Raw genomic sequence first — 26,526 nt, 5'->3', positions numbered from 1 at the left:
ATGCTGCTCCTTATTCCGCGTAGGCCACGGCGCGTTGCAGGTAGGCAAAAGCCGAATCCAGCAGCATTCCGACGACGCCGATCATGAGGATGGAAAAGATGACCGAAGTCAGATCGAGGTTGTTCCACTCGTTCCACACGTAATAGCCGATGCCTGTGCCGCCAACGAGCATCTCGGCCGCCACGATCACAAGCCAGGCAATGCCGATCGAGATACGCATGCCGGTAATGATCGTTGGCGCAGCAGCGGGCAGGATCACGGTAAAGGCAGTGCGAAACGGCCCTAGTTCATGCGTGCGCGCCACGTTGACCCAATCCTGCCGGACACCAGCCACTCCGAAGGCCGTGTTAATCAGCATCGGCCAGATCGAGCAGATGAAGATCACAAAGATCGCACTTGCCTCGCTGTCCTGAATGATAAACAGCGCCAATGGCATCCATGCCAGGGGAGATATGGGCCGCAGCACCTGTATGAACGGGTTGAAGGCTTTGTAGGCGACTTGACTCATACCAATCAGAAAGCCCAGCGGGATTGCTACAAGGGCGGCCATGAAATACCCGGTCAGAACACGGTAGATAGAATAGCCGATCTGGATGCCGATGCCTTTGTCATTCGGGCCTGCGTCATAGAACGGGTTCGACAGCTGCTCCCATGCCTTGGCGATGACCTGGCTAGGCGGGGGGACGCCAGCCTTTTGCGCTCCTCCACCTGTCAGGCGCTCGTATTCAGTGAGTTCTCCGGCGGCTTTCTGGGCGGGAATGGCGGCCTCCCAGATCAGGAGGCCGACCACCAGCATAACCACCGACAAAAGCGCGGCCCGCTGGTTAATGGAAAGAGTGTCCAGCATCTGTCAGGCTTTCCCGATCGCAAAGCTGGAGACATAACCTTCGGGGTCTTTGGGATCGAAAGTTTTGCCCATGATTGTATGGGATTTGTAAGTCACATCGGGTGCGTCATACCCAAGATCGTTCATGATCTTCTTGGCATCCGCGGCCAGGTAAACCTGCTCGGCCACACCTTTGTAATCCACATCTCCTTCGATATATCCCCAACGCTTCATCTGCGTCAGGATCCAGACCCCCATCGAATGCCACGGGAACGGATCGAAATCGATCCGGTCAGGCACTTGCTGCACCTCGCCCAGACCATCGGCGTAGGTGCCGGTCAGGACCTGCTCGATCACCGGAACAGGCTGATTGAGGTAATTGGTCGGCGCAATCGCTTCCGAGATATCCTTGCGGTTATCGGGGTTTGACGCGAACTGAGTGGCGTCGATGATCGACTTGAGCAGTGCGCCGTAGGTGTTGGGCAGCTCGGTCGCAAAACTCAGCGGCGCGGCGAAGGCGCAGCAGGGATGACCTTCCCAGATGTCCTTGGTCAGGGTGTGGATGAACCCGATCCCTTCCCAGACCGCGCGTTGGTTGAACGGATCGGGCGACAAGTAGCCATCGAGGTTTCCGGCGCGCAGGTTGGCCACCATCTCTGGCGGCGGCACAACGCGGATCTGGATATCGACATCGGGGTCCAGCCCGAACTCGGCCACGTAATAGCGCAGCAGGAAGTTGTGCATCGAGTATTCGAATGGCACGCCGAAGGTGAACCCCTTCCACTGCTTCGGGTCGCGCTTGTCCAGATGCTCGTTCGACAGCACGATGGCTTGTCCGTTGATGTTCTCGACCGCTGGCATAATGTATGGGGTCGCAACCGAGCCTGCGCCCAACGTCATGGCCAGAGGCATCGGGGTTAGCATATGGCTGGCGTCATATTCGCCCGACAGAGATTTGTCGCGCGCCACGGCCCAACCGGCCGTCTTGATCACCTGCGCGTTCAGACCGTAACGTTCGTAGAAACCCATCGGTTGTGCCATGATGATCGGCGTGGCGCAGGTTATCGGGACAAAACCGATGTTCAGATCGGTTTTTTCGGGTGTGCCAAGGTTGTCCAGAATGGCCGCTTTGGCCTGATCCAGAGGAAAGACCGAGGCCAGCGCAGCAGCAGCCGTGCCACCGCCCAGCATCCCCATGAATGAGCGGCGGCTGATGTCGCTCTGACCAAAAATCGACCGGACGATCGCGCTTTCAACCACGCGTTCGGTCATTTCTTCCGAGGACATGGTTGTGGCCTCGACATGGTCCTTGTCATGCCCGTGCCCCGACAAGCATCCCTCGCAGCCGCAATCGGCCCCATGTCGCAGATCGGTTTTCTCGGAAAACGGATTTCCCAGGCTCTTCAGTGTCATGGCTTCACCCTTTCGCAATGGAGTTGCCATCATCGTGCCAGCCGGATGTCGCGTGAAACAGTAGGGGCACAAAATTTGTGCACTCATAAAAAATTATTAATATCATGATCTTAGAGAGAGTCGTGCGGTTTAGATATTACGATAAATCGTAAGTTACGAAATTTCGTTTTCTGACGCTGCATCGCAGCGATACACTGATCCCATGTCCCTTGATCAACTGCCACCTGATTCCGTTTTGCTGTCTATGCCGGAGGCCGCACTGGTTCTCGACACCGCGTCTGATCGCGTGGTTCGTTGGAATCGGCCCGCCGCAACATTGTTGTCGGGTGCGCCCAACGCATCCCCGCGCGCCTTTTCGTCTTACCTGAAAGGGGCGCTGCCCGAGTTTATTGTGTTTATCGAGGAGGTGGATCACAGGTGCGAAAGCTGGACCCGCGACGTTACTCTGACCTCCGTGCAGGGAAAAGCCATTCGGGTCGAGCTGCGCGCCCGTCCTGTGCGAGGAAAAGCCGGTTGGTTGATGATGACGATCACCGATCTGGACGCGCTGGATCAACGGGCGGAACTGACTGCGACGGCCCAGACCTTTCGCGCAGGTATTCTGGAATGGAGGCGTACGGAGGGTTTCTTTGCCGAGCTCGAACGCCAAAACCAGTTGATCCTGAACGCGGCGGGTGAGGGGATTTACGGTGTGAACGCCGAAGGAAAGACCACATTCGTCAATCGCGCAGCGCAAGAGATGCTGGGCTGGACGACCGAGGATCTGTTGGGCAAGGACATCCACTCGATGATCCATCACCATTATCTGAACGGTGACGTCTATCCCTCGCAGCAATGCCCGATTTACCGCTCGTTTCGTTTCGAACAGGTGCATCGGATCGAAGATGAGGTGTTCTGGCGGAAGGATGGCAAGCCGATCCGCGTCGAATATGTCTCGACCCCGATCTACGACCAAAAGGTTCTTGCCGGGGCGGTGGTGATTTTCCGTGACATAACGGACCGCAAGGAAAACGAGCGCAAGTTGCGGGATGCTTTGGACGAGGTGGCCGCGTTGCGTGACCGGCTGGAACAGGAAAACGCGTATTTGCAAGAGGCGATTACCTCGGAGCGCGCCCATCACGACATCATCGGAACCTCACCCGCAATCCGTCAGATCGTAACCCGGATCGATCTGGTGGCAGAAACAGATGCGACAGTGCTTGTGTCTGGTGAAACAGGCACCGGAAAATCACTGGTCGCGACTGAAATCCACAAAGCCAGTCCACGTGCCCGCCGCCCGTTGATCCATTTCAAATGCGGATCGCTGGCACGGGACGAGATCGAGGCCGAGCTCTTCGGCCATGTGCGCGGTGCGCCCAACGGGGCCACGCGCGACAAGCCGGGCAAGCTGGAGCTGGCCCATGGGGGCACCCTGTTCATTGATGATGTCGAGGAATTGCCGCTTGAGTTGCAGGGTAAGCTGTTGGCTGCGCTGCAGAATGGAACGGTTAAAAGGCTGGGCGACACGCGCGAAAAGCCCATCGACATTCGCGTGATCGCATCGACATCCCTGACCGACTCGCAGGCGCGCCGCGCGGACCGTATTCGCGAGGATCTTTATTTGTTCCTGAACGTTTTTCCGATCACCTGTTTGCCGTTACGCGACCGGCAAGAGGACATCCCCTTGCTTGCAACCCATCTGCTGAACATCGCATGTCGCCGCCTGAACCGGCCGGTTCCCGTGCTGACTGCCTTGGGGGTGCAGCAGTTGCAGGCCTATGACTGGCCCGGCAACGTTCGCGAGCTTCACAATGTGATCGAACGGGCGGCGATCGTGTCACATGGCACCAAGCTTGTGATCGAACTGACAGGCACAACACCGACGCCACAGACCAACGCGCCATTTCGGACGGAAACACAGATGCAAGAGTTGATGCGCGCAAATTTGGTCGCCACATTGCGCGAGACAAAAGGCCGGGTTTCCGGCGCATCTGGAGCGGCAGCCCTGCTTGGTGTGAAACCGACGACGCTGCATTCGCGCATTAAATCGATGGGTATCTCTGACGCAGAGTGGGAGTGAGATGAGACCGGCCTAGCACTGGCAGCGAAACCGGGTGACGATGGTGTCCAGAACCTCGTCCGGGTCACGTTTCCACCAGTTGTTGGCCGAGAAGATCTCGACCTCACACAACCCGTCGTAGCCGGCGTGTTCGACTGCGGCGCGTATCGCAGGCAGATCGGCTACCCCGTCTCCCATCATGCCACGATCCAGCAGGATGTCTGTCGTATCCGCCAACCAGTCGCACAAGTGATACCCCAGGATGCGGCCGTTTGCCCGGGTGGCTAACGTGTCAGCCAAAGTCGTGTCCCACCACACGTGATAGACGTCGATGGCAACGCCCACGTTATCAGCCCCGACAGCATCACAAACGTTCAGCGCATCTGCGGCGGTCATCAGGCATGTTCGGTTACCTGCGGTCGCAGGGTTCAGCGGCTCCAACGCCAGTTGAACCCCGCGCTGCGCCGCGTATGGGGCCGCGCGCGCGACGCGGTCCGCCAGAATCTTCTGGCTATCCAAAACGCCCTTGGTGCCGGGCTCGGGCCCGCCGGTGACAATGGTCAGGACCGAGGTGCCAAGATCTGCCGCCTGATCGATGGACATGTGGAAATCGTCCATGATCTGCTGATCCGAGGGCAACGCAAGCGGGCCGGTCAGAAATGGCGTGCGACACAAGCCAACCACCTGCATGCCTGCGGCGCGGACTCGTTCTCCGATCTGGGCTGCGCGCCCGTCCAGTTCCCGTCGCCAGAAGGTGATCCCGCCATAGCCGCGTGCAGCGCAGGCATCAATTACCCGCTCGGGCGACCATCCCGCGCCGTGCCCATCCAGGTTATGACCCAGCGTTGCTGTATTCAGCGCGAGTGCGGAATGATCGTTCGAGAAGTCGCGCAAGTCTCAGACTCCGTAGAGTTTCAACATATGCTCCATACGCTCCACCGCCAGATCGATGTCACGCAGCAATCCGCATTCGTCGGCCATTTTGAAGCAATCGATGAAATAGGGCAAAGAACGTGTGGACTGGGCGCCGTTCAACATGATGAAATGATCCTGGAACCCGTTCAGCCATGCCAGAAAGACCACGCCGGTCTTGTAGTATTGTGTGGGCGCGCGGAAGATGTGTCGGGCCAATGGAACGGTGGGATCGAGCGTCGCGCGGAAGGTTTTGGAATCTCCTTCGCTCAGCTTGCTGACCGCATAGGCCGCCGCCGGGGCGAGGGGGTCGAAAATGCCCAGCAGCGCATGCGAAAAGCCCTGATCATCACCTTCGATCAACTCAGGATAGTTGAAATCGTCGCCCGTATACATCTTGACACCATCGGGCAACAGGCGGCGCATAATGATTTCTTTTTGAGCATCCAGAAGCGAAATCTTGATTCCGTCCACTTTGCCGGGATTGGATCGGATCACGGTCAAAGCGGTTTCAAGCGCGTTGTCAAAACTGTTGCCGCCCCAATACCCGGCCAATTGAGGATCGAACATCTCGCCCAGCCAGTGCAGAATAACCGGGTGGTCGCAGGCATTCAGCACGTCCGTATAGACCGAGATATAATCGTCCGGTCCGCGCGCCACCTTGGCCAGCGCGCGCGAGGCCATCAGGATGATCCGCCCGTCCAGTTTCTGAATTGCTTCGACCTGTTCCAAATAGGCGCGGCGGACATCATCCAACGATGTTGCATCTTTCGGATCCAAGTGGTCCGTGCCGCATCCGTTGGCAACTAATGCGTCAGGGAGCTCTTCTTTCGTGCGGCGGATGAGTTCCAGTGCACCGGGCCAATCCAGCCCCATGCCGCGTTGGGCCGTGTCCATCGCCTCGGCGATGCCCATGCCCATGTCTGCCAGATAGTGGCGGAACTCCATGGTTTTGGCCCAGTCCACGTGGGCCGGGCCGGTCGGGTCGTGATCACCAAACGGGTCGGCCACCACATGCGCGGCGGAATACAACACTCGGGCCGAATTTTCGCTCAGCTTCGACGGCGTAACCGGCGTACCCACCAGCGCATAGTCGTGAAGTTTGCCGGTGGTGTCGGGCAGTTTGATTTTCATCGGTCGACCTCAAAAACGGGGTACAAGCATCCCGGCATCAGCCGAGATCACCTGTCCGGTGGTATAGGGAAGCTTTCCGCTCGCAAGCGCGGCGATGATATTGCCCATATCTTCGGGCTGCCCGACGCGCGGGAACAGTGTCAGCCCGTCTTTGGCGCGCTGGTCATACATCTCGATAACCGGGGCGGTCATCTCGGTGGCGATCAGACCGGGTTGCACGTCATAGACCGCAATGTCCTCGGGGCCCAGTCGCACGGCAAAGGTTTTCGAGATCATCGCGGCCGCGGCCTTCGACGCACAATATTCCGCACGGGGCGCGGCGACGGCTATAGCGTTGGACGAGGTCACATTGACGATGGAATGAAAGGCCTCGGCGCTCCGGTCGCGCGCGAGCAGGCGTTTGGCGAAACTCTGTGACAGAAAGAACATCGCCTTGGTGTTGATTGCCATGCAGCGGTCATAGCTCTGTTCGGACACCTCCAGCAGATCGCCGCGTTGCAGGACGCCGACACCTGCATTGTTGACCAGAGTGGTCAGCGGGCCAAGTCGGTCTTCGATCGCGGCCAGTTGCGCATCGTGGCTTTTGATGTCCGAGACGTCAAACGCAGCAGCCATAGCCGGAACTCCAAGAGCGCGGATCGTCTCGAGCGCAGCCTTCAATTCGGCATCCTGTTGCGGGCCATTGACGGCAATCGCAAACCCTTCTCGTGCCAGGGCCACGGCTGTTGCAAGGCCGATACCGCGTGATGACCCCGTTACAAGTGCTGCCTGTTTGCTCATGCGGCGGCCCCTTTTGCCAGCAATTCCCTCGCGATAATCATACGTTGAATCTGGTTTGTGCCTTCATAAATCTGAGTGATTTTGGCATCGCGGTACAAACGTTCGACCTCAAAGCCTCGGATATAACCTGATCCCCCAAAGACTTGTACAGCGTCGGACGAGCGCTGTACCGCCATGTCACCGGCAAAACACTTGGCCATGGAACAGGCTTTGGTCGCGTCCTGCCCAGTGTCGATCTTGTACGCGGCCGAGAACACCAGCAAGCGTGCTGCTTCGACATCCTTGGCGATATCGGCCAGCAACCATTGCACGCCCTGAAAATCGGCAATCGGTTTGTTGAACTGTTTGCGTTGCTGGGCATATTCCGTGGCGGCCTCAAGCCCGGCCTGACCGATCCCCACGGCCAGCGCGGCGATGCCAACTCGGCCCTTGTCCAAAACGCTCATCATCATATGAAAGCCGCGCCCTTCGGTGCCCAGCAATGCATCAGCAGGCAGACGCACATCGTCGAAAGACAGCGGCCCAACCTGACTGGCGCGCTGACCCATCTTGATCTCTTTGGGGCCGCGCGTTACCCCATCTGCGTGCAGGTCGACCAGAAAAATCGACATACCGCGATGCCCGGCCTCGGGGTCGGAGCGGGCCAGGACAAAACCAACATCGGCCACAGGCGCGTTGTGAATCCATATCTTGCCTCCGTTTAGCACCCATCCGTCCCCGTCCCGAACAGCGGTGGTGCGAATGCCCGAGACATCGGTCCCTGCTTCGGGCTCGGTGATGCAATAGGCTGGGCGCAGTTTGGCGGTGAGCAGATTGCCCAGCCACTTCTGTTGCTGCTCGACGGTCCCGTGACGCACGAGCAAGGTGGTCACCAGCTCTAGCAGCCCGCACTGATCCGCGATCGAGGCATAGCCACGCGACAGTTCTTCCATCACCAATGCGTAGGTCAGGGTATCGAAACCCGGTCCGCCCAGGTTTTCGGGAACACAGATGCCGAACAGGCCAAGCTCGGCCATTTGATCATAGATTTCAGAAGGAAATCGCGACTCATGGTCCAGCTCCTCTGCGGCCGGGCGGATAACGTCCTGCGCGAATTGGCGGGTCATGTCACGGACTTGGATATGTGTTTCGGTCAGAAACATGGTATCGCACCTTAATGTAACCAATCAGTTACTAATATGATGCCACCTACTGGTTCGTCAAGTGGGTTGATCGCGTGGGGAAACTGATATAAATAACCAATCAGTTACTTAAAATCACGCAAATCCAACAAAGCGGTTTGCATCAGGGAGGTTTGCATGACACCGAATTCCAAGGTCAAATTTGGCCGCGTCGATCTTGAGGTCTCTACCTTTGGGTTTGGAACCGCGCCGATCGGCAACATCTTTCGTGAAATCGATGAACAGACTTCGGATGCCATGATTCAGCACGCTTGGGATGCGGGGGTTCGCTATTTCGACACGGCGCCCATGTACGGCCATGGTCTGTCCGAATTGCGAACCGGTCAAAGTCTGCGTTGGAAGAACCGCGATGACTTTGTGTTGTCGTCAAAAGTTGGCCGTGTGCTCAAGCCCGCCCGTCGTCAGGATATCGCCTATGAGCCCTGGACCAACGCCGCGCCATTCACGATGCATTTCGACTATAGCTATGATGGCGTGATGCGCTCGGTCGAAGACAGTTTGCAACGTATGGCGCTGGAGCGGATGGATATCTGTTTCATTCACGATATAGACGTGTTTACGCGCGGCGACGAGCAGCCCGAGGTGTTCAGGCAGGCGATGGATGGCGCGTGGAAGGCTCTGGAAAGCCTGCGCGATCAGGGCGTTGTAAAGGCCATTGGTGTCGGGGTGAATGAATGGGAAGTCTGCCACGCCGCGTTGGAACAGCGCGACTTTGACTGTTTCCTGCTGGCCGGGCGCTATACGCTGCTGGAACAGGACGCGCTGGATAAGTTCCTGCCGCTATGTGAAGACCGCGGTGCTGCTGTTGTTGTGGGTGGCGGCTTCAATTCGGGCATTCTGGCCACCGGTGCGAAAGAGGGTGCAAAATACAATTACGCACCCGCACCCGCAGATATCATGGACAAGGTTCGCAAGATTGAGACGGTGTGCGCCGAATACAATGTACCGCTGCCAGCTGCCGCGCTGCAGTTTGTTGTCGCGCACCCTGCTGTCCCGACTTTCATGGCCGGCACCCGGACGGTCGAGCAGCTGGATCAGAACCTGAACTGGTTCAGCCATGATATCCCGACCGCGTTCTGGGCCGATCTGAAATCAAAAGGGTTGCTGCGCGAGGATGCCCCGGTTCCGGCATGACAGATTCGTTGCCCTCTGGCGTCTATGGGTTTCACGATCTGCAGGTCGGAGATGTCATTCGCACCGGGTCTGCCGAAATTTCGGCGGACCTGATATCCGATTTTGCCAATCTGACTGGCGATAAATATGTTCTGCACCTCGACGATGACGCGGCGCAGGCCCGCGGTTTCAAATCGCGGGTGGCGCATGGCCTACTGATTTTGTCGGTGGTCGATGGATTGAAATTTCGGTCAGATGCAAAAATTGATGGATTGGCATCATTGGGTTGGGACTGGCGCTTTGAAAAACCTGTTTTCGCCGGGGATGTGATCCGGGCCGAACTGACTGTGATATCCAAGCGTGTCACAAAAGGGTCGGGGCGCGGAATCGCCACCTTCCGGTTTGACGTGCTGAACCAGGACGGTCAGCGCGTGCAGCACGGCACCAATGACTTGATTTTTGAGTAAAATCCGGAGTTCAGTACGCAGTGCGTATATGGACAGACGAGAAGTGATCAGCCTGCTTTTAAGGTAACTCCGATGGAAATTGCGCGCAGCTCATTCGCGAGGCATTTCGTTGACAAGCCGTAAACCGGCTCAGTTTCGTTCCGAACAAGGGTGCAAAAAAAATTTGGACTCTGTCGTAAAAACGTTATTAATTGTGAGTATGCTCACGAGAGCACAATAACAGTGCAACTGAAACACCAGTGGGGACAATAATGAAATACTTAGCTTCCGTCAGCTTCATGGTGCTGGCCAATGCCGCCTTTGCAGCCTGTCCGGCAATCACCGTCAGCGATCCGCAAAACATCAGCGGCGCTTTTCCGAAACAGCTTGAGCTGGCCGAATTCGAAGCGGCTGCAAACTGTGACCTGGCATTCAGCGAGAACCCTGATATTGGCGCGCTGAACGCACGCATTGTCGGGAATGGCGATCTGCCTGCCGTCGCGGACCGGCTGCCGGAAGAGCCGCTGGTTGTCATGCCTCTCACCTCGATCGGCAAATATGGCGGTGTCTTGGACGGGTACTCGAATGCGACGGAATCCGGCACCTCGGACCTGTTGTCGGTACGTCATGTGAACCTGACCCGGTTCGACAGCGATTTGCTGACCATCAAGCCGAATGTCGCCAAGTCGTTCGAATGGAATGATGACTTTACCGCCATCACATTCACGTTGCGCAAAGGCCACAAATGGTCCGATGGTGCGCCATTCACGTCGGCTGACGTCGAGTTCTGGCTCGAGAACATGACCAAGGACGAGAACGTCATCGGTTCGGTCAAAGATATCTGGGTCGTGGCCGATGAGGTCATGGGCATCGAGATCATTGATGACCAGACTTTCACGTTCACTTTTGCTGCTCCGAATCCGGGCTTCCTGGCTGCGCTGTCGCAATATTACGGACAGCCATTTCAGCCAAAGCACTTCCTGGGTCAGTTCCATCCCGAGATCAATCCGGATGCGGACAAGCTGGCGCAAGAAGCCGGGTTTGAAAACGGGTACGAAGTCATCGCCTTCTACTTTGGCGGGTCAGACTGGAAAGATGTCCCGTCACCCTACCTGAAGGATGCTTCCAAGATCGATGGCTTGCCCGCGGCTGTTGTTCCGACATTGGAAAGCCATATCGTAATCGAAGACACGACGGAAACCCGTCGCGTGGTTGCAAACCCCTATTATCACGTCGTGGATACAGCGGGTCAGCAATTGCCATATGTCAATGAAATCTTCGAGCAGTATATCCCAGACGCGGAAGTACGTTTGCTGAAGATGCTGAATGGTGAGGCGGACTATAAATCGCAATCCAACCAGCTGACCCAGGCGCCGACATTGCTGGACGGTCAGGAAGCTGGCAATTACACGGTCAGCCTGCGCCCAGCGATTACAATTCCGACCCTTGGTTTCAACCACACAGCCAAGGATGAGGAAAAGCGGGCAATTTTCTCGTCGCAGGACTTCAACCTGGCCATGTCTCACGCCATCAACCGGGATGAGTTGAATGAGCTGGCCAATTTCGGTCTTGGCAAGCCTTCGCAATATATTGCCTTCGATCCGGTGCCGGAATTTGCCAGCGAAGAGCAGACCTCGTTTGCTACCGCCTATGACCCCGAGAAGACCAAAACCCTTTTGGACGGTCTGGGTCTGGCAGATACAGATGGTGATGGTTTCCGCGAATTGCCGTCGGGTGCCAAGCTGGTCCTGAACCTGCAATTCTCGACGCAAGGTATGACCGTTCAAACCGCCGAAGCCGTCGCCCAATACTGGAGTGATGCAGGTATTCAGACCAACATCAAAGAGGTCACCTCGGATGAATACCGCGCGGCGCAATCGGCCAACGAGCTGGATATCACTGCGTGGAACAACGGTCGTCCGGCGGCCCTCATGCAGGGCAATATCGACCGTTTGGTGGTTCCGTTCGGCACGTTTTTCCACCAGCGCAACGGGATGTTGTGGGATCGCCATTTGACAACCAATGGTGCGGAAGGGGTTGAGCCGCCCGCATGGACGGTCGAGCTGGCTGCCCTGGCCAAAGAGTGGCAGACAACCACGCCGGGCTCGGATGCTTATAATGAGCTTGGATCGAAGATTATCGACCTGCAGCTGGCTAACATGCAGTATATTGGGACGGTCCAGACACAGAACATCGTCTACCGGTCCAACAAGCTGCAGAATATGGATGAGTTCAAGACATGGTCTTATGACTATTACCGGACCTATCCCTATCACGCTGACCAGTGGTGGCTCGACGAATAATCGAACATGACCACAAGGCAAGGACGGCCCGTGCCGGCCGTCCTTGCCGCATCTGAAGAGTTTACCAAACATGTCCTCTTTCGCCCGCTTCCTGTTGTCTCGTTTCGGGGCAGCACTGACCACGATGCTGCTGGTGTCGTTTCTTGTGTTTACCCTAATGGAACTGGTCCCCGGAAACTGCGCCGAGCGCTTTCTGGCCTACAAAGACACGCAAGGTGTGGTGGTCACAGCCGAAGATATTCGCGCCGAAGAGGTGCGCATGGGCCTTGACCGTCCTTATGTCATCCGTTGGCTGAACTGGGTGTCGGGCATTTTCTTCCGGTTTGACTTTGGCGAAAGCTGTCTGTGGCGCGTCGATGTGACTCAATTGGTCGGAGACAAGATGGTGTTGTCTCTGGCACTGTCGTTTACCGCGTTGATGCTCACCTATGCGATTTCGATCCCCGTCGGGATGGCCTCGGCCACCATGCGTGACAGCTGGTTCGACAGCTCTCTGCGGGTGATCAGCTATCTGGGTCTGGCCTTGCCGAACTTCCTTCTGGCGCTGTGTGTAATGCTGTTTTCGACCATCGTGTTCGGAGAGACCCTGACCGGACTGTTCAGTCCCGAATATCGGGACGCTCCGTGGTCCTGGGATAAATTCAAGGACATGATGAGCCGGGCTTGGCTGCCGATCGTGATACTGGCCTGGTCGGCCACGGCAATTCAACTGCAAACCGTGCGGGCATTGATGTCCGATGAAAAGGACAAATTATATGTGACTGCCGCCCGCGCGCGCGGGCAATCCGGGACGGGGTTGTTGCTGAAGTATCCCGGACGCCACGCGCTGGGACCGGTGATCAACAGCCTTGGCTTCGACCTGAATCGCGTGTTCAACGATCTGCCTATCGTGGCTGCGGTTCTGGTTTTAACAGATGCCGGAGCGCTGTTGCTGGACGCGTTGGCAAAGTCCAATGATCAACAGCTTGCTGGTGCAATCATCCTGATGATGACTGCGGTGATCGTCTTCTTCAACTTTCTGACCGATATCCTTTTGGCCGTTATCGATCCGCGTGTCCGGAAAGGGTTTTTCTGATGGCTTTGAGCATATTCAAGAAACGCAGCCTGTCCAAAGAAGACTATTTCACCGCCTCGCAGAGCAAGCTGATCTGGGAACGGTTCCGGCGCAAGAAATCGGCCCGGATTGCTGCCAATATCCTGATATTCATAATCCTTAGCGGTATCTTTGCCTCGTTTCTGTCGCCATACGAACCCAATGCGGCGGGGCGTGATACGGAATACGTGAACGGAGCGCCTCAGCTGCCGAAATTCTGTGACGCAGCAGGCTGCAGCCTGAGGCCCTTTATCCATAAGGTGGAACGACACCGCGGCGCGGATACCAATTTTCGCTGGGTGACCCGCGAAACTGATGAACGCAATTACCTCACGTTTCTGCCCAAAGGCTGGGACTACAAAATGCTGGGGATCACCTTCGACCGGCACCTGTTCGGCGTTGAAGAAGGGTTCATCCACGTTTTCGGGACTGATGCGGGGGGCAAGGACATCTTTTCGCGCACCCTGCATGCGGTGGGGGTCAGCCTGGCGGTCGGAACCGTCGGAGTGCTGATTTCCTTCGTTCTCGCGCTGATCATTGGCGGGTGCGCGGGGTATTTCGGCGGGCGGGTCGATATTGTTCTTCAGGCGCTGATGGACACGGTCAAGGCGGTGCCGACGATTCCGCTTTTCATGGCGCTTGCAGCGTTTATCCCGCAGGAATGGTCGGCGGAGATGCGGTTTTTCTTCATCTCGATGATCCTCGGCCTTGTTGGCTGGGGAACGCTGGCGCGCCGCATCCGCACCCATGTTCTGGCCGAGCGTACGGCAGATTATGTACTGGCGGCGCAGATGGCCGGCGCCCGTCCGGGTCACATCATCAGGCGACATCTGCTGCCCAGCTTCACCAGCTATATCATCGTCGATCTAGTGATTTCTTTCCCGTATATGGTGCTCAGCGAAACCGCGCTCAGCTTTATCGGGCTGGGGCTGAAGGATCCGGTGAACTCGCTTGGGGTCATGCTTCAGAACGTGACCAATGTGGACGTGCTGTTGAACTATTCCTGGTATTTCATCCCGGTCCCGATCTTCGTCACGCTTGTCCTGGCGTTTGTTTTTGTTGGTGACGGCCTGCGCGATGCAGCCGACCCCTATGCGGAGCGAAAAGGATGAGCGAGCCAATCCTGAGCGTCGAAAACCTGACTGTAACCTTCCATACAGGCGAAGGCCCTGTGCTTGCGGTCGATGATGTTTCCTTTGAACTGGCCGAAGGCGAGGTGCTGGGTCTGGTCGGCGAAAGCGGATCAGGCAAATCGGTGACGGCCAAAGCGATCATGCAGCTGAATGCGGGCAACACGCGCTATAGCGATGGCAGCCGGATTGCAGTGCGTGGCGATGGCGACCCTGTCGAGGTCATGCAGCTGCGTTCGGAAAAAGAGCGCCGCGTGGTGCGCGGAGATCGCGTGTCGATGATCTTTCAGGAGCCGATGGCGAGTTTCGCCCCGGCACTGACCATCGGCAAGCAAATGGTCGAGCAGCTGCAATTGCATCGGAACCTGTCCAAGGCCGAAGCGAAACAGGTCTCGATCCAGATGCTGGAACGGGTCGGTATCTCGGATGCGGCCACGAGGTTCGGCCAGTATTCGTTTGAGCTGTCGGGGGGGATGCGGCAGCGCGCGATGATCGCCATGGCCCTGTCCACACATCCCGGCCTTCTGATCGCGGATGAGCCGACAACGGCGCTGGACGTGACCATTCAGGCGCAGGTGCTCGATCTGATCGAAGAACTGGCGCAGGAAAACAGGATGAGCGTTCTGTTCATCACCCATGATCTGGGCGTGATTGCGGAAACGGCGGACAAGGTCGCCGTGATGTATCTGGGCCGGATTGTCGAATATGGCGCCGTCGAGGATGTGATCCTGCGTCCGGCGCATCCCTACACGCGGGGTCTCTTGGATGCGTTGCCGAAGCTCTCGGATCTGACGGCTGCACTGACGCCTGTTCCGGGCGATATTCCCAGCCCGTTGGAGCGACCCGGTGGATGTGTCTTCCATACGCGCTGTCAGTTTGCCCAGGCCGGGCTGTGTGACAGTCAGGTTCCCCCGATGACCGAAGTTGCCGGACACAGTGCCGCCTGTCATCTGGCGCAAGAGATCGGAGATTACGTACATGACCACGACTGAACCGGTCTCGACCATCAGTATCCGCGATCTGATCGTGCGCTATGACGTCGGCGGTGCTTTTATGGGCGGGCACAAATACCTGACGGCTGTCGATGGGGTTTCGCTGGATATTCCCAAGGGCAGCTTCTTTGGCCTTGTGGGAGAATCCGGATGTGGCAAGACCACGCTGGGACGCGCCACGCTCAACGCTGCGCCGGTCAGCGAAGGGTCGATTCACTTTACCGGCGATGACGGGCACGAGTTTGATCTGGGCGATCTGAAAGGCGACAAGCTGCGGGGTTTTCAGCGCGAAGCGCAGATGATCTTTCAGGATCCTTATGCGGCGTTAAGCCCGCGCATGACGGTGCGGGACATTATCGCCGAGCCTCTGGAAATCATGAAGATCACACGCTCGCGCAAGGAGACCGATGAACGGGTGCGCGAGATGGCGCGCCGTTGCCGGCTGAACCTCGAACATCTCCGCCGGTTTCCGCATGCGTTTTCGGGCGGCCAGCGGCAGCGGATTTCGATTGCGCGTGCTCTGGCCATGGGTCCCAACTATGTTGTGGCGGACGAAAGCGTCGCGGCGCTCGATGTATCGACGCAGGCAGATATTCTGAACCTGTTGCGCGAGCTGCAGGAGACGCTGCATCTGACCGTGCTGTTCATCAGCCATGACCTGAGCGTTGTGGCGCATGTCTGCGATATGGTGGCCGTGATGTATCTGGGCCGCATTGTCGAGATTGCGAAACCCGCCGATCTGTTCCGCAAGCCGCTGCATCCTTATTCGCAGGCACTGATCGGGTCAGTGCCCAAGCTCGACCCTCGCAAACGCGGCAAGCGCACTAAGTTGAAAGGCGAAATCCCCTCGCCGCTGAACCCGCCATCGGGCTGCCGGTTCCACACCCGTTGCCCTTTTGCGCAAGAGCGTTGCCGGACCGATGTTCCGCAGCTTGAGACGGTGGCAAAGGACCGGACGATTGCCTGTCATTTCCACGACGCTTTGGAGCCCTCCAATGTCTGACACACGCCCGAACATCCTGTTCATTACGGCCGATCAATGGCGTGGCGATTGTCTGGGCTATGCCGGGCATGACGTTGTAAAGACCCCGAATATGGATGCGCTGGCTGCTGAGGGGACAGCGTTTATGCAGCACTACGCTGCGGCGTCACCTTGTTCGCCCGCGCGGGCCGCGATGTATACAGGCCTGTATCAGATGAATAATCGGGTTGTTGCAAACGGTGCTCCTCTGGATCACCGGTTCGACAATGTGGCCCGCGCCGCGCGACGGGCGGGATATGCGCCAACACTGTTTGGCTATACGGATATCGCCGCGGATCCGCGCGCCCACGATCCGAGTGATCCCGCCGGGCGAACCTATGAAGGTGTTTTGCCGGGTTTTGACGTCGAGCAGCCGCTGATCGGGGATCAGGCCCCCTGGAAGCGCTGGCTCAAGTCACTTGGCTACGCCCCAGAGATTGTCGATGACCCCTACTGGTTGGCACCCGAGGAAAACGAACGCGTGCCCACCGGCCCTGCCGGGTTCAAGGCCGAACACAGTCAGACGGCTTATCTGACAGGACGTTTGATGGACTGGCTGGAACAGCATGACGCGGATCAAGGCTGGTTTGCGCATCTTTCCCTGATCCATCCGCATCCGCCCTTTATTGCACCCGCCCCCTATAACGACATGTACGACCCGGATCTGGGGCGCGACTTTCAGACCACCAGTCCCGAGGTCATGGCGGACCCGGTCGTGCAGATGCTGTTGAACAAACCCGTCGACGATTTTGTGCCGGGTGTCGAAGGGAACCTTCCTGACCTGAGTGTCGAAGACAAGCGCCGCATACGCAGCGTTTATTTTGGCTTGATAAGCGAGGTGGACGCGCAACTGGGGCGGCTGTTCGATCACATCAAAGCGGCAGGGCAATGGGACAACACGATCATCATCATGACCTCGGATCATGGTGAGATGATGGGAGATTACGGGTTGTTCGGAAAAGGTGGTTTTTTCCCGGACAGCCAGCAAATTCCACTGATCATCCGCTTGCCGGGCCAGACAGATGGGCGTGTGTGCAACAGCTATACATCAGCGGTCGACCTGTTTCCGACGCTTTTGGGCCAGATCGGCGGCAGCGCGACCAACGCCCTGGATGGTCAGGATCTCGGCCCGATTCTGCGGGCGCAGACCGATCAAACAGGACAAGACGCTGCATATTGGGAGTTTGACTACCGAGACCGCGTTCCAATGGGCGAAGAAGCGACAGAACATCTGGCTGATTTCCACCTTCAGGCGCGGTTGGACGCCGACATGCTTTATGTCAGCTCACCTGCAAGTCCGCCACTGTTGTTCGAAACGGGCGCCACCGCCATTTGCGCTGAAAACGTCGCCGAGCAGACGTCATTTCAGGGGAAACGTCTGCATGCGGCGGAAGCGCTCTTGCGGTTTCGACAAAGACGGAACGACCAGACATTGGCAGACCTGCGCGTGGGACCTGAAGGTGTGAAACGTGTTGGTGCGCCAGATCTCTGAGGACGAAGGATGTACTCGATTTGGCTTACCTTTGAAGAGACTCTGGCCCAAAAGCTGAGAGATCAGATTTCGACACTGGCCCGCCAAACTGGTGGCCCGGTGTTTGAGCCGCATCTGACCGTCGTCGGTGATCTGGACCTTCCACGTCACGAGGTGCTGCATCTGGCGAAATCGATCCGGTTGGCTTTTCAGCACGAATCTGGCGAATTTGGAAATATCGGCTTTGGGGCGACATATTTCCAATCGGTATTCCTAACAATAAAACTGCGCGAGGCTTTGGACGGGCTTAGGTCATCGCTGTTGGCGCAACTCGATTTGTCCGCAGAGTATCCGCCCCATGTCAGCCTGGCTTATGGCGTGGATGATATCAACATGCTGGTCGAGCATCTGAGCAGAATCGATCAGGAATTTTCCGGTTGTGTGGCCCGCTTTTCGGACCTCGTCGTCATGGCCTCGTCCGAGGACCGCCCAGTAGATCATTGGCGCAGTCTCGAGAAGTTTTCTCTGTCCGCGCAATAGGCCTATTTATTACAAAAACTCAGTGCGATTTACGCAGAACCAGTTGCGGTTCAATCAGCAACTGACGTGTTGGTTCTTCGGGGTGTTCCAGCCGTTGCTCTAACAACTGGATGATCCCGTTCACGGTCTCGGTGATCGAATTACGCACCGTCGTCAATTCAAACACGGGCCATCCAGCCATCGGGATGTCGTCAAACCCAATAACCGAAAGCTCTCTTGGAACTGAAATCCCAAAAGTCTCCCGCGCCGCCGATAAAACCCCCAAGGCCAATGCATCGTTCGAACAAAACACAGCGTCCGGGGCGACGTTGTCCGAGAACAGCTTAGTGGCCGTTCGTTCACCGCCATGAAAGCTGAAATCACTGTGAACAATTTTGATGGGTTCCATGTTGTGCTCGTTGAGAGTGTTCACGAACCCGTCGAAGCGTTCTCTTTCCGAACTTAGTTGCGTGGGTCCGCCGACATAGGCGATGCGATCACGTTTACGCTCAATCAAACAATGCGCAGCCAAGCTGGCACCCTGCGTGTTTTTGCAGACGATGTAATCGGCAAAATCGGAGTGCTCGGGCTGAGCACCAGACAGGATGAGCGGTATTCCGAGGCGCCCGCATTGTTCGGCAAGGGCGGCGTCGATACTCCCGGCGCGGACAATCATCGCCTCAAGAGGGTAGGATAATACATCCAGCACGCGGGAATCCCGAATTCCGTCGCCATCACCGCCTAGAACAACAGGCCATTTCCCCATCTGAGTCAGGCGCTCGACCAGCCCACTGATCACCTGAGTATCGTAGAAATTCGAAATGTTGCCGGACACGATGCCCACAAGGCGTGAGTCGGCACCTTTCAGGCTGCTTGCCAAAGCGTTGGGCCGATACCCCAGCTGATCTGCAGCCGCCAGAATTGCGCGGCGTTTTTCTTCTGAAACATATGTGCCATCACGAAAACACCGCGACACTGTATGGCGTGAAACACCAGCCTTCTCGGCAACATCTTGGGCTGTAACACGCCGTCCACGCTTCAACACTGTCTCACCTTGTCCATCCAAGCCAACGCTTAAGACGCGTTCCAGTGTATCTTACATGATCAGGCCGGAATTTGCTGGAACAAATTCAATGATTTCGCAACAAGATTTTATCGTTTTACAGGTACTAATCAATATGTCCGTAGAGGGTCGGTTTATGTTTGATCGTTATGATCACGACGCACTACTGGGCAGGTGTTTTGAAACACCAAGACCGAGCTCATCCCGTCGAGTTTGAGGGAAGTTCTTTCGATCCGTTCTGAGAGAGACAAACAATCAAGACACTCCGTAGAGGAGAATACGATAGCGTAGATAACTTCACTCTCCGCTAAAGACAGAACAGAAGTGCCGTGACCTGGCGGCGCGTCAACCTTGTGACTTACCGGTATAGAAATCGGTCAGTTCCGTGGCCAACGCTTCGTAAAGCAAGTGAACTTCTTCAATTCCTGGGACGTCCAACTGGTCGATGCGCTCCAGAAACGGACAGTTCACCACGCTGATGGCCCGCCCTTCAAGGTTGAGTACCGGGTAGGCCAGGTTCGTCACGCCAACGGCGGTCGCTGATGGCATTCGTTCGTATCCCCACTCGCGGATTCTGGCGATGTGCTCCCGAAACTCGACCGGGTCCAAGTCGGGCTCACCTTGTGCAAGACGGTGTTTATCCAGCAACTCATCAAGCTCGGCATCGCTGCGGAAGGCGGCCAGCACGCGGCCCGTCCCGGTGTTTCCCAATCCGATCACCGTTCCGACACGCAGGGCCAAGCCCCAATTCCCCGGCGACGCGATTGAGGACACGACGACAATATCACCGTTGCTTTCCATGCCCATATGACAGGATTGCCACGCCTTGCGGGTAACCGCGCGCATCTTGGGCGTTGCCATCTCAAGGAGCCGTTCCACCGGTGGATAGGCTTGAGAAATCGCAAACATCTTGAGGCTCAGCGAATAGAGGTCATCCTCAGTAGATCGAATGACATACCCGCGTCGCACCAACGTCGACAGCATCCGGTAGATCTCGCTTTGGGATCGATCCAGAGCGCGCGCGATATCGCCTTGCGCCAGTCCATCCGCATGGCGCGAGAGCAGTTCGATAATATCCAGCCCCTTTTCCAGCGCAGGGGCGCGGTACTTTTCTGAAGCAGCAACCAAAATGTTCTCCCGGGCCGTATTTGCGAACCTTTGACCGTGAAATTGTCTTGAATTAGCGGCGGATGTCAATGTTGATTTATTTGTGAATAAATGTTTTAAATACGAATTATAGCGGTGCGCAAGGATCGCCATAATCAAATTTAGGGAGAAGCAAGTGATGAAATCGTCGAAAAAAATCAGCGGGTTGCTTGCCAGCTGCGCCGTCGTGGCCGCAGGTGCAGCTTACGCCGAATCAGATTGGGGTTCGTTCCCCGGGGCCGTCGTCGAGGCCAAGCTGATCGGGGGTCAGCAGTACGAAGCGCTGTATGGCCGGATTGCGGACTGGGAGGCCGCGACCGGGGCAAAGGTCGATATCATTTCGAAGAAAAGCCATTTTGAGATCGACAAGGAAATCAAGTCGGACATGGCGGCGGGCACCACCTCGTGGTGCGTGGGGTCGAACCACTCGTCCTTTGCGCCTCAGTACGAAGGTCTTTATGTTGACCTGACCGATTTGGTTCCCGCAGAAACGGTTGCAGAATTCGTGCCCGGAAACATCGGTGCGTCGACCGTGAACGGCGAGCTTCTGATGCTGCCGCGCGCGCAGTTTGATGTCTCGGTTCTGTATTACCTCAAGTCGAACTACGAAGACGCCGACAAGGCAGCAGCTTTTAAAGCGGAATACGGTTATGATCTGGCCGTTCCTGAAACATGGGAGCAGGTGAAGGATCAGGCGATCTTCTTCGCAGATCCGCCGAACTTCTATGGCACGCAATATGCCGGCAAGGACGAGGCCATCGTTGGCCGGTTCTACGAGATGGTCGTGGCTGAGGGCGGCAACTATCTGGATGAAAACAAGAAGCCCATCTTCAACTCGGAAGCGGGCCAGCGCGCATTGCAGTGGTTCGTCGATCTGTACGAAGCGCAAGCGGTTCCGGCAGGCACCACATCCTATGTTTGGGATGATCTGGGCCAGGGCTTTGCCAGCGGCACCGTCGCGCTGAACCTGGATTGGCCGGGCTGGGCCGGGTTCTTCAACGATCCTGAATCCTCAAAGGCCGCAGGCAATGTCGGTGTTGCGATCCAGCCGATGGGGTCGGTCACGCGCACTGGCTGGTCGGGCCATCACGGCTTCTCGGTCACCAATGACTGCGAAAACAAGGAAGCCGCCGTTTCATTGGTGAAATTCCTGACCAGCGAAGACAGCCAGCTGGCTGAATCCTCGGGCGGTTCGCTGCCCACCCGTAGCGCTGTTTGGGATGCGAACGTAAAAGCCGCTCAAGCGGGTGACGATCCGTTCCGCGCCGAAGCTCTGGCCGCCTTTGCTGCCGGTGCCGAATACGCGTTCGCGGTTCCGCCGATCCCGGAATGGGGTGAGACCACCAATATCGTCTTCCCCGAACTGCAAGCTGCTATCGTCGGTGACAAATCCGTCGAGGACGCACTGAACGATGCCGCCGAGGCGGTGGACGAGCTGATGCGCGAGTCCGGTTACTACTAAGGGCTCCTCCGGCCCAAGCGGGGGTGGCTGACACCCCCGCACCATTTACTCAATCCAAGGAAAGACGTTATGCGCCGCCGCTTACCGGAGTGGTTTGTCCTTCTGTTGCCTGCTTTCATCATCATGGCAGCCGTTGTTTTGATCCCGCTCCTCTTCTCGCTGTATTCCAGCTTTACGCCGTATAAGCTGACGCGCCCGTCGTCGCTGTGGCGCTGGATTGGCACGGCGAATTACGAGAAAATCCTTGGAGACTGGAAATTCTGGTCGGCCTTTGGCCGCACCGTTCTGTTCCTGACCATCGCTCTGAACGTGGAATTGCTGCTGGGTCTGGGCATCGCGCTGATGATGAACAAGGTCACATGGGGACAGCGCACCCTGCGCACGATCCTGATGTTCCCGATGATGTTCTCGCCCATTCTGGTGGGCTTTCAGTTCAAGTTCATCTTCAACGACAATATCGGTCTGGTGAACAACGTGCTGCAATCACTGGGCTTCACCGATGCGGCGCTGCCGTGGCTGGTGGATGGCAAGCTGGCGATGTTCTCGATCATCTTCGCCGAGGTCTGGATGAGCACATCCGTCTTCGCGATCCTGATCCTTGCCGGTCTGTTCGCCATGCCGCGTGACCCGCTTGAGGCCGCAAAGGTCGATGGCTGCACCGCATGGCAGACCTTTCGCCACATCACGCTGCCCTTCCTGATGCCGTTCATTTTCATCGCGATGACCATCCGCTCTCTGGACGTGGCGCGGGCCTATGACATCGTGCAGATCATGACCGGTGGTGGCCCGGCACGGCGGACCGAGCTGCTGTGGACGCTGATGAGCCGCACCGGCTATGTCGATGCCCGAATGGGGCTGGCCAATGCGATGGGCTATGTCTCGATCCTGCTGTCGATTGCCTTCACCATCTATTTCTTCCGCAAACTCAGCTCCGCACGCGCCGAGCTGGGCATGGGGGGCTAAGCGCATGGACCGCAATCAATCCTACCGCAACCAGCGCCGCCTGATGAAAGCACTGCATCTCACCGGCCTGTTTCTGGTCATGTCCGTGATTTGCATTCCCGGCCTGTGGATCGTGCTGAACTCGTTCCGCCCGACGGTTGAGATCATGGCAAAACCGCCGGTCTGGACCCCGACCTTCACACTGGACCATTACCGCGCCATGTTCGGTGGTGCGGGCGAGGGCGGTGTGCCGGTGTTCCAGTATTTTCGCAACTCGCTGATCGTCTCGGTCACGTCGACCGCGATTGCCATCCTGATCGGGATGGGCGGCGGCTATGCCTTTGCGCGCTATCGGTTCAAGTTCAAGAACGGCTATTTCGTCGGCCTGATGCTGTTCCGCGCTGTACCCGGTGTGGCCTTGTCGCTGCCGCTGTTCATCGTCTTTGCCCGTGCGGGCCTGATCGACACCCATTTCGGCTTGATCCTTGTCTATGTGGCGATGAATGTGCCCTTTACCATCTGGCTGACCGATGGCTTCTTCCGCCAGATCCCCAAGGAACTGCACGAAGCCGCTGAAATCGACGGCTGCACCCGCTGGCAGGCCTTCTGGCGGGTCGAGTTTCCGGTGGCGCGCTCGGGCGTGGCCTCAGCGGCGATCTTCGCCTTCCTGACCTCGTGGAACGAATTCGCGCTGGCCTCGCAGCTGACCCGCTCGGTGGGGTCCAAGACGATGCCCGTGGGCCTGCTGGATTTCACCGCTGAATTCACCATCAACTGGGGTGGCATGTGCGCATTGGCCGTGCTGATGATCCTGCCCGCCCTGATCCTGACCTTTATCGTGCAAAAGCACCTGATCGCCGGCCTGACCTTTGGCGGCGTGAAAGGATAATGAAATGACCGAAGTCACACTCACCAACGTCGTCAAGCGCTATGGTAAACAACAGGCCGTGCATGGTATCGACCTGGACATCCATGACGGAGAGTTTCTGGTGCTGGTCGGCCCCTCGGGCTGCGGCAAATCCACCACGCTGCGCATGATTGCGGGGCTGGAGGACATTTCCGACGGAGAGATTTCTATCGGCAACCGGGTGGTCAACGACCTGCCCCCGCGCGAGCGCAACATCTCGATGGTGTTCCAGAACTATGCGCTTTATCCGCATATGACCGTGCGCGAAAATCTGGGCTTTACGCTGCAGATCGCCAAGCGTCCTGAGGCCGAGATTACCAAGGCCGTGACCGAGGCGGCGGCGATCCTTGGGCTCGACGAGTTGATGGACCGCAAACCGGCGGAACTGTCTGGTGGTCAGCGCCAGCGCGTCGCCATGGGCCGTGCCATCGTGCGCCACCCCGATGTGTTTCTGTTTGACGAGCCGCTGTCGAACCTTGACGCCAAGCTGCGCACCCAGATGCGGGTTGAGATCAAGAAACTGCACCAACGCGTCGGCAATACCATCGTCTACGTGACCCACGATCAGGTCGAGGCGATGACACTGGCCGACCGCATCGTTCTGATGCGCGATGGCCATATCGTTCAGGTCGGAACCCCGCTTGAGCTGTTCAACACACCCGTGAACACCTTCGCGGCGACCTTTATCGGCTCGCCTCCGATGAACCTTGTGGATGGCGTCGTCACCGATGCGGGAACCATCGTTCTGAAGGATGCGGTCACGGTGCCCGTCCCGGCCTCCGCACGCGACCACGTGCGGGCCGGACAGGCGATACAATTCGGCTTCCGCGCCGACAACCTGATGCCTGTCGGCCATGCGGTCGAGGAAAAGGGTGATCTGGTCGATCTGGAACTGCCCGTCGCGCTGGAAGAACCTTTAGGCACCGAAACCCTGCTGTTCGCCGAACTGGCGGGGGTTGAGGTTCAGGCCAAGATGTTCAACCCTCGCCCCGTGCATCCCGGCGAGACGCTGCCGTTCCACCTTGTTCTCGACAAGTGCCACGTCTTCGATGCGGGCACCGGCGAGGCACTGAGAGGGTAAGCAACCGTGGCCACCATCACCCATATCGAACTGCGCATGATCGACCTGATCCCCAAGGTCAAACGCGTCGATGCGATCCAGTCCTTTGTCAGCCAGGAAACGCCCATCGTGACCGTGACCGACAGCGACGGGGCGCAGGGTGTGGGCTATTGCTATACCATCGGCACCGGTGGCCCGTCGGTGATGGCACTGCTTGAGAAAACGTTGGCGCCCGCGCTGATCGGGCGCGATGCGGACCGGATCGAAGGCATCTGGCGCGATCTGCTGTTCCTGACCCATGCGACGGCGGTGGGGGCGATTACGTCGCTGGCATTGGCCGCGATTGATACTGCGCTTTGGGATTTGCGTTGCCGCAAACAGGGGCTGCCGCTTTGGAAAGCCGCAGGTGGGACGCGGGATCGCATCCCGCTTTATTCGACCGAGGGCGGCTGGCTGCATCTTGAGACCCAGGCCCTGGTCGATGACGCGCTGGCGATGCAGGCGCAGGGGTTCCGGGGCTCGAAGATCAAGATCGGCCGCGACCATCTGAGCGAGGATGCCACCCGTTTGTCCGCTGTGCGTGAGGCGGTTGGGCCGGGCTATGAAATCCTGACCGATGGCAATCAGGGCTTTACCCTGTCCGAAGCGATCCGCCGGGCGCAGGTCTTGGAAGACTATAATATCGGCTGGTTCGAGGAGCCCCTGCCCGCCGATGACGTCGCAGGCCATGCCGAGCTGTCGCGCCGGACCTCGGTGCCGATTGCCGTCGGCGAAAGCATGTATTCGCTGAGCCAGTTCAAGGACTATCTGCAAGCGGGCGCGGCCAGCATCGTGCAGGTCGACGTCGCCCGCATCGGGGGGATTACCCCGTGGCTGAAGGTGGCGCATTTGGCCGAGGCGTATAACGTCATGGTCTGCCCCCATTTCCTGATGGAACTGCACCTGCCGCTGGTCTGCGCGGTGCCGAATGCGAAATGGCTGGAATACATCCCGCAGCTTGACAGAGTGACCACCGACGCGATGCGCATCGAGGACGGGTTTGCCATTCCGTCAGACGTGCCCGGGCTGGGCATCGCATGGGACTGGCAGGCGATTTCGGCCCAGTCCACGGCGATCACAATCAACGAGGGCGCATGATGAAACGTATGGGCATGGTGATCGGGGTGAAGCCCGAAAAACTGGACGAATACAAACGTCTGCACGCTGCTGTCTGGCCGGATGTGCTGGCGCAGATCGCCAACAGCAATATCCGCAACTACACGATCTTCCTGCGCGAGCCCGAGAACCTGCTGTTTGGGTACTGGGAATATCACGGCACCGATTTCGAAGGGGACATGGCCCGCATGGCGCAAGACCCCAGAACGCAGGAATGGTGGCGTTTCACCGATCCTTGCCAAAACCCGCTGCCTAGCCGCGCCGAAGGCGAGAAATGGGCACCCATGATTGAAGTATTCCACACGGATTGAGGACGACATGAGCAAATCACAGGGCCGTCTGGCCGGAAAGAAAGCGCTGATTACCGCCGCAGGGCAGGGCATTGGCCGCGCGAGCGTCGAGAAATACGTGGCCGAGGG

The 26,526-nt window shown here is 57.7% G+C and carries 24 protein-coding genes; 16 read left to right on the top strand and 8 right to left on the bottom strand.

The window, feature by feature from the left end; translation table 11 throughout:
* Positions 1-10 precede the first annotated feature (10 nt).
* Both ntrB and ACR0K4_RS19395 read right to left on the bottom strand, forming a co-directional pair.
* Positions 11-847, bottom strand: coding sequence for a nitrate ABC transporter permease (gene ntrB / locus ACR0K4_RS19400; protein ID WP_480855347.1), 837 nt, complete (start codon positions 845-847; stop codon positions 11-13).
* A 3-nt stretch (positions 848-850) separates the two neighbouring features.
* Positions 851-2,239 (bottom strand): CmpA/NrtA family ABC transporter substrate-binding protein, encoded by a 1,389-nt coding sequence (locus ACR0K4_RS19395; RefSeq protein WP_480855346.1) that lies wholly within the window; start codon positions 2,237-2,239, stop codon positions 851-853.
* Between the two features lie 202 nt (positions 2,240-2,441).
* On the opposite strand from ACR0K4_RS19395, the gene ACR0K4_RS19390 reads away from it, so the two are divergent.
* Entirely contained in the window at positions 2,442-4,298 is a 1,857-nt protein-coding gene (locus ACR0K4_RS19390; protein WP_480855345.1) for a sigma 54-interacting transcriptional regulator, read from the top strand.
* A 12-nt stretch (positions 4,299-4,310) separates the two neighbouring features.
* Here ACR0K4_RS19390 and ACR0K4_RS19385 read toward each other — a convergent pair whose 3' ends face one another.
* From ACR0K4_RS19385 to ACR0K4_RS19370, 4 genes are read right to left on the bottom strand one after another with little or no spacing between them, the layout of a single operon-like run.
* Positions 4,311-5,171, bottom strand: a complete 861-nt coding sequence (locus tag ACR0K4_RS19385) for a sugar phosphate isomerase/epimerase family protein (RefSeq protein WP_480855344.1) — start codon at positions 5,169-5,171, stop codon at positions 4,311-4,313.
* 3 nt (positions 5,172-5,174) lie between these two features.
* Positions 5,175-6,323, bottom strand: coding sequence for a dihydrodipicolinate synthase family protein (locus ACR0K4_RS19380; RefSeq protein WP_480855343.1), 1,149 nt, complete (start codon positions 6,321-6,323; stop codon positions 5,175-5,177).
* Between the two features lie 9 nt (positions 6,324-6,332).
* Positions 6,333-7,103 carry a 3-ketoacyl-ACP reductase gene (locus ACR0K4_RS19375; protein ID WP_480855342.1) on the bottom strand — a complete coding sequence of 257 codons (771 nt, stop codon included), beginning with the start codon at positions 7,101-7,103 and terminating at the stop codon, positions 6,333-6,335.
* Complete coding sequence (locus ACR0K4_RS19370; RefSeq protein WP_480520633.1) at positions 7,100-8,245, bottom strand: acyl-CoA dehydrogenase family protein; 1,146 nt, start codon at positions 8,243-8,245, stop codon at positions 7,100-7,102. The genes ACR0K4_RS19375 and ACR0K4_RS19370 overlap by 4 nt, the downstream gene beginning before the upstream one ends.
* A 156-nt stretch (positions 8,246-8,401) precedes the next feature.
* On the opposite strand from ACR0K4_RS19370, the gene ACR0K4_RS19365 reads away from it, so the two are divergent.
* From ACR0K4_RS19365 to ACR0K4_RS19325, 9 genes are all read left to right on the top strand, one after another.
* On the top strand, positions 8,402-9,418 hold the full coding sequence (locus tag ACR0K4_RS19365) for an aldo/keto reductase (RefSeq protein ID WP_480520631.1): 1,017 nt from the start codon (positions 8,402-8,404) through the stop codon (positions 9,416-9,418).
* Positions 9,415-9,864, top strand: a complete 450-nt coding sequence (locus tag ACR0K4_RS19360; protein WP_480855340.1) for a MaoC family dehydratase — start codon at positions 9,415-9,417, stop codon at positions 9,862-9,864. Before ACR0K4_RS19365 ends, ACR0K4_RS19360 begins: the two co-directional genes overlap by 4 nt.
* A gap of 251 nt (positions 9,865-10,115) precedes the next feature.
* The gene (locus ACR0K4_RS19355; protein ID WP_480855339.1) at positions 10,116-12,146 is read left to right on the top strand and encodes an ABC transporter substrate-binding protein; all 2,031 of its coding nucleotides are present in this window, start codon (positions 10,116-10,118) and stop codon (positions 12,144-12,146) included.
* 70 nt (positions 12,147-12,216) lie between these two features.
* Positions 12,217-13,221 (top strand): ABC transporter permease, encoded by a 1,005-nt coding sequence (locus ACR0K4_RS19350; protein ID WP_480520626.1) that lies wholly within the window; start codon positions 12,217-12,219, stop codon positions 13,219-13,221.
* On the top strand, positions 13,221-14,351 hold the full coding sequence (locus ACR0K4_RS19345) for an ABC transporter permease (protein WP_480520624.1): 1,131 nt from the start codon (positions 13,221-13,223) through the stop codon (positions 14,349-14,351). The genes ACR0K4_RS19350 and ACR0K4_RS19345 overlap by 1 nt, the downstream gene beginning before the upstream one ends.
* The gene (locus ACR0K4_RS19340; protein ID WP_480855336.1) at positions 14,348-15,361 is read left to right on the top strand and encodes an ABC transporter ATP-binding protein; all 1,014 of its coding nucleotides are present in this window, start codon (positions 14,348-14,350) and stop codon (positions 15,359-15,361) included. The genes ACR0K4_RS19345 and ACR0K4_RS19340 overlap by 4 nt, the downstream gene beginning before the upstream one ends.
* Complete coding sequence (locus ACR0K4_RS19335; protein ID WP_480855335.1) at positions 15,348-16,364, top strand: ABC transporter ATP-binding protein; 1,017 nt, start codon at positions 15,348-15,350, stop codon at positions 16,362-16,364. Before ACR0K4_RS19340 ends, ACR0K4_RS19335 begins: the two co-directional genes overlap by 14 nt.
* Entirely contained in the window at positions 16,357-17,874 is a 1,518-nt protein-coding gene (locus tag ACR0K4_RS19330; RefSeq protein ID WP_480855334.1) for a sulfatase-like hydrolase/transferase, read from the top strand. The genes ACR0K4_RS19335 and ACR0K4_RS19330 overlap by 8 nt, the downstream gene beginning before the upstream one ends.
* A 9-nt stretch (positions 17,875-17,883) precedes the next feature.
* Positions 17,884-18,393, top strand: a complete 510-nt coding sequence (locus tag ACR0K4_RS19325; RefSeq protein WP_480855332.1) for a hypothetical protein — start codon at positions 17,884-17,886, stop codon at positions 18,391-18,393.
* A gap of 19 nt (positions 18,394-18,412) precedes the next feature.
* Here ACR0K4_RS19325 and ACR0K4_RS19320 read toward each other — a convergent pair whose 3' ends face one another.
* Together ACR0K4_RS19320 and ACR0K4_RS19315 are read right to left on the bottom strand one after the other, a co-directional pair.
* Positions 18,413-19,417, bottom strand: coding sequence for a LacI family DNA-binding transcriptional regulator (locus ACR0K4_RS19320; protein WP_480855331.1), 1,005 nt, complete (start codon positions 19,415-19,417; stop codon positions 18,413-18,415).
* 363 nt (positions 19,418-19,780) lie between these two features.
* Positions 19,781-20,563, bottom strand: coding sequence for an IclR family transcriptional regulator (locus ACR0K4_RS19315; protein WP_480520612.1), 783 nt, complete (start codon positions 20,561-20,563; stop codon positions 19,781-19,783).
* A gap of 157 nt (positions 20,564-20,720) precedes the next feature.
* Here ACR0K4_RS19315 and ACR0K4_RS19310 point away from each other — a divergent pair, with 157 nt between their 5' ends.
* The 6 genes from ACR0K4_RS19310 (at position 20,721) to ACR0K4_RS19285 (ending at position 26,418) form a co-directional block, all read left to right on the top strand.
* The gene (locus ACR0K4_RS19310) at positions 20,721-22,043 is read left to right on the top strand and encodes an extracellular solute-binding protein (protein ID WP_480520610.1); all 1,323 of its coding nucleotides are present in this window, start codon (positions 20,721-20,723) and stop codon (positions 22,041-22,043) included.
* A gap of 69 nt (positions 22,044-22,112) precedes the next feature.
* Positions 22,113-23,006 carry a carbohydrate ABC transporter permease gene (locus ACR0K4_RS19305; RefSeq protein WP_480855329.1) on the top strand — a complete coding sequence of 298 codons (894 nt, stop codon included), beginning with the start codon at positions 22,113-22,115 and terminating at the stop codon, positions 23,004-23,006.
* Positions 23,007-23,010: 4 nt separating this feature from the next.
* Positions 23,011-23,874, top strand: coding sequence for a carbohydrate ABC transporter permease (locus ACR0K4_RS19300; RefSeq protein ID WP_480520606.1), 864 nt, complete (start codon positions 23,011-23,013; stop codon positions 23,872-23,874).
* A 4-nt stretch (positions 23,875-23,878) separates the two neighbouring features.
* Positions 23,879-24,973, top strand: coding sequence for an ABC transporter ATP-binding protein (locus ACR0K4_RS19295; RefSeq protein ID WP_480855327.1), 1,095 nt, complete (start codon positions 23,879-23,881; stop codon positions 24,971-24,973).
* 6 nt (positions 24,974-24,979) lie between these two features.
* Positions 24,980-26,089: a mandelate racemase/muconate lactonizing enzyme family protein gene (locus tag ACR0K4_RS19290; protein WP_480855325.1), complete on the top strand. Its 1,110-nt coding sequence runs from the start codon at positions 24,980-24,982 to the stop codon at positions 26,087-26,089.
* The gene (locus ACR0K4_RS19285; protein WP_480424497.1) at positions 26,086-26,418 is read left to right on the top strand and encodes an L-rhamnose mutarotase; all 333 of its coding nucleotides are present in this window, start codon (positions 26,086-26,088) and stop codon (positions 26,416-26,418) included. The genes ACR0K4_RS19290 and ACR0K4_RS19285 overlap by 4 nt, the downstream gene beginning before the upstream one ends.
* Positions 26,419-26,526: the final 108 nt, after the last annotated feature.

This window comes from Ruegeria sp. K11, from assembly GCF_056531905.1.
This window is presented reverse-complemented; position numbering and strand designations above follow the sequence as displayed.

Excerpts from the sequence above, each read along its gene's own strand:
- ACR0K4_RS19365 (WP_480520631.1), top strand. The coding sequence starts at position 8,402 with ATGACACCGAATTCCAAGGTCAAATTTGGCCGCGTCGATCTTGAGGTC.
- ACR0K4_RS19305 (WP_480855329.1), top strand. The coding sequence starts at position 22,113 with ATGCGCCGCCGCTTACCGGAGTGGTTTGTCCTTCTGTTGCCTGCTTTC.
- ACR0K4_RS19285 (WP_480424497.1), top strand. The coding sequence starts at position 26,086 with ATGATGAAACGTATGGGCATGGTGATCGGGGTGAAGCCCGAAAAACTG.
- ACR0K4_RS19335 (WP_480855335.1), top strand. The coding sequence starts at position 15,348 with ATGACCACGACTGAACCGGTCTCGACCATCAGTATCCGCGATCTGATC.
- ACR0K4_RS19330 (WP_480855334.1), top strand. The coding sequence starts at position 16,357 with ATGTCTGACACACGCCCGAACATCCTGTTCATTACGGCCGATCAATGG.
- ACR0K4_RS19375 (WP_480855342.1), bottom strand. The coding sequence starts at position 7,103 with ATGAGCAAACAGGCAGCACTTGTAACGGGGTCATCACGCGGTATCGGC.
- ACR0K4_RS19360 (WP_480855340.1), top strand. The coding sequence starts at position 9,415 with ATGACAGATTCGTTGCCCTCTGGCGTCTATGGGTTTCACGATCTGCAG.
- ACR0K4_RS19310 (WP_480520610.1), top strand. The coding sequence starts at position 20,721 with ATGAAATCGTCGAAAAAAATCAGCGGGTTGCTTGCCAGCTGCGCCGTC.
- ACR0K4_RS19295 (WP_480855327.1), top strand. The coding sequence starts at position 23,879 with ATGACCGAAGTCACACTCACCAACGTCGTCAAGCGCTATGGTAAACAA.
- ACR0K4_RS19390 (WP_480855345.1), top strand. The coding sequence starts at position 2,442 with ATGTCCCTTGATCAACTGCCACCTGATTCCGTTTTGCTGTCTATGCCG.
- ACR0K4_RS19340 (WP_480855336.1), top strand. The coding sequence starts at position 14,348 with ATGAGCGAGCCAATCCTGAGCGTCGAAAACCTGACTGTAACCTTCCAT.
- ACR0K4_RS19355 (WP_480855339.1), top strand. The coding sequence starts at position 10,116 with ATGAAATACTTAGCTTCCGTCAGCTTCATGGTGCTGGCCAATGCCGCC.
- ACR0K4_RS19325 (WP_480855332.1), top strand. The coding sequence starts at position 17,884 with ATGTACTCGATTTGGCTTACCTTTGAAGAGACTCTGGCCCAAAAGCTG.
- ACR0K4_RS19395 (WP_480855346.1), bottom strand. The coding sequence starts at position 2,239 with ATGACACTGAAGAGCCTGGGAAATCCGTTTTCCGAGAAAACCGATCTG.
- ACR0K4_RS19380 (WP_480855343.1), bottom strand. The coding sequence starts at position 6,323 with ATGAAAATCAAACTGCCCGACACCACCGGCAAACTTCACGACTATGCG.
- ACR0K4_RS19370 (WP_480520633.1), bottom strand. The coding sequence starts at position 8,245 with ATGTTTCTGACCGAAACACATATCCAAGTCCGTGACATGACCCGCCAA.
- ACR0K4_RS19300 (WP_480520606.1), top strand. The coding sequence starts at position 23,011 with ATGGACCGCAATCAATCCTACCGCAACCAGCGCCGCCTGATGAAAGCA.
- ACR0K4_RS19350 (WP_480520626.1), top strand. The coding sequence starts at position 12,217 with ATGTCCTCTTTCGCCCGCTTCCTGTTGTCTCGTTTCGGGGCAGCACTG.
- ACR0K4_RS19345 (WP_480520624.1), top strand. The coding sequence starts at position 13,221 with ATGGCTTTGAGCATATTCAAGAAACGCAGCCTGTCCAAAGAAGACTAT.
- ntrB (WP_480855347.1), bottom strand. The coding sequence starts at position 847 with ATGCTGGACACTCTTTCCATTAACCAGCGGGCCGCGCTTTTGTCGGTG.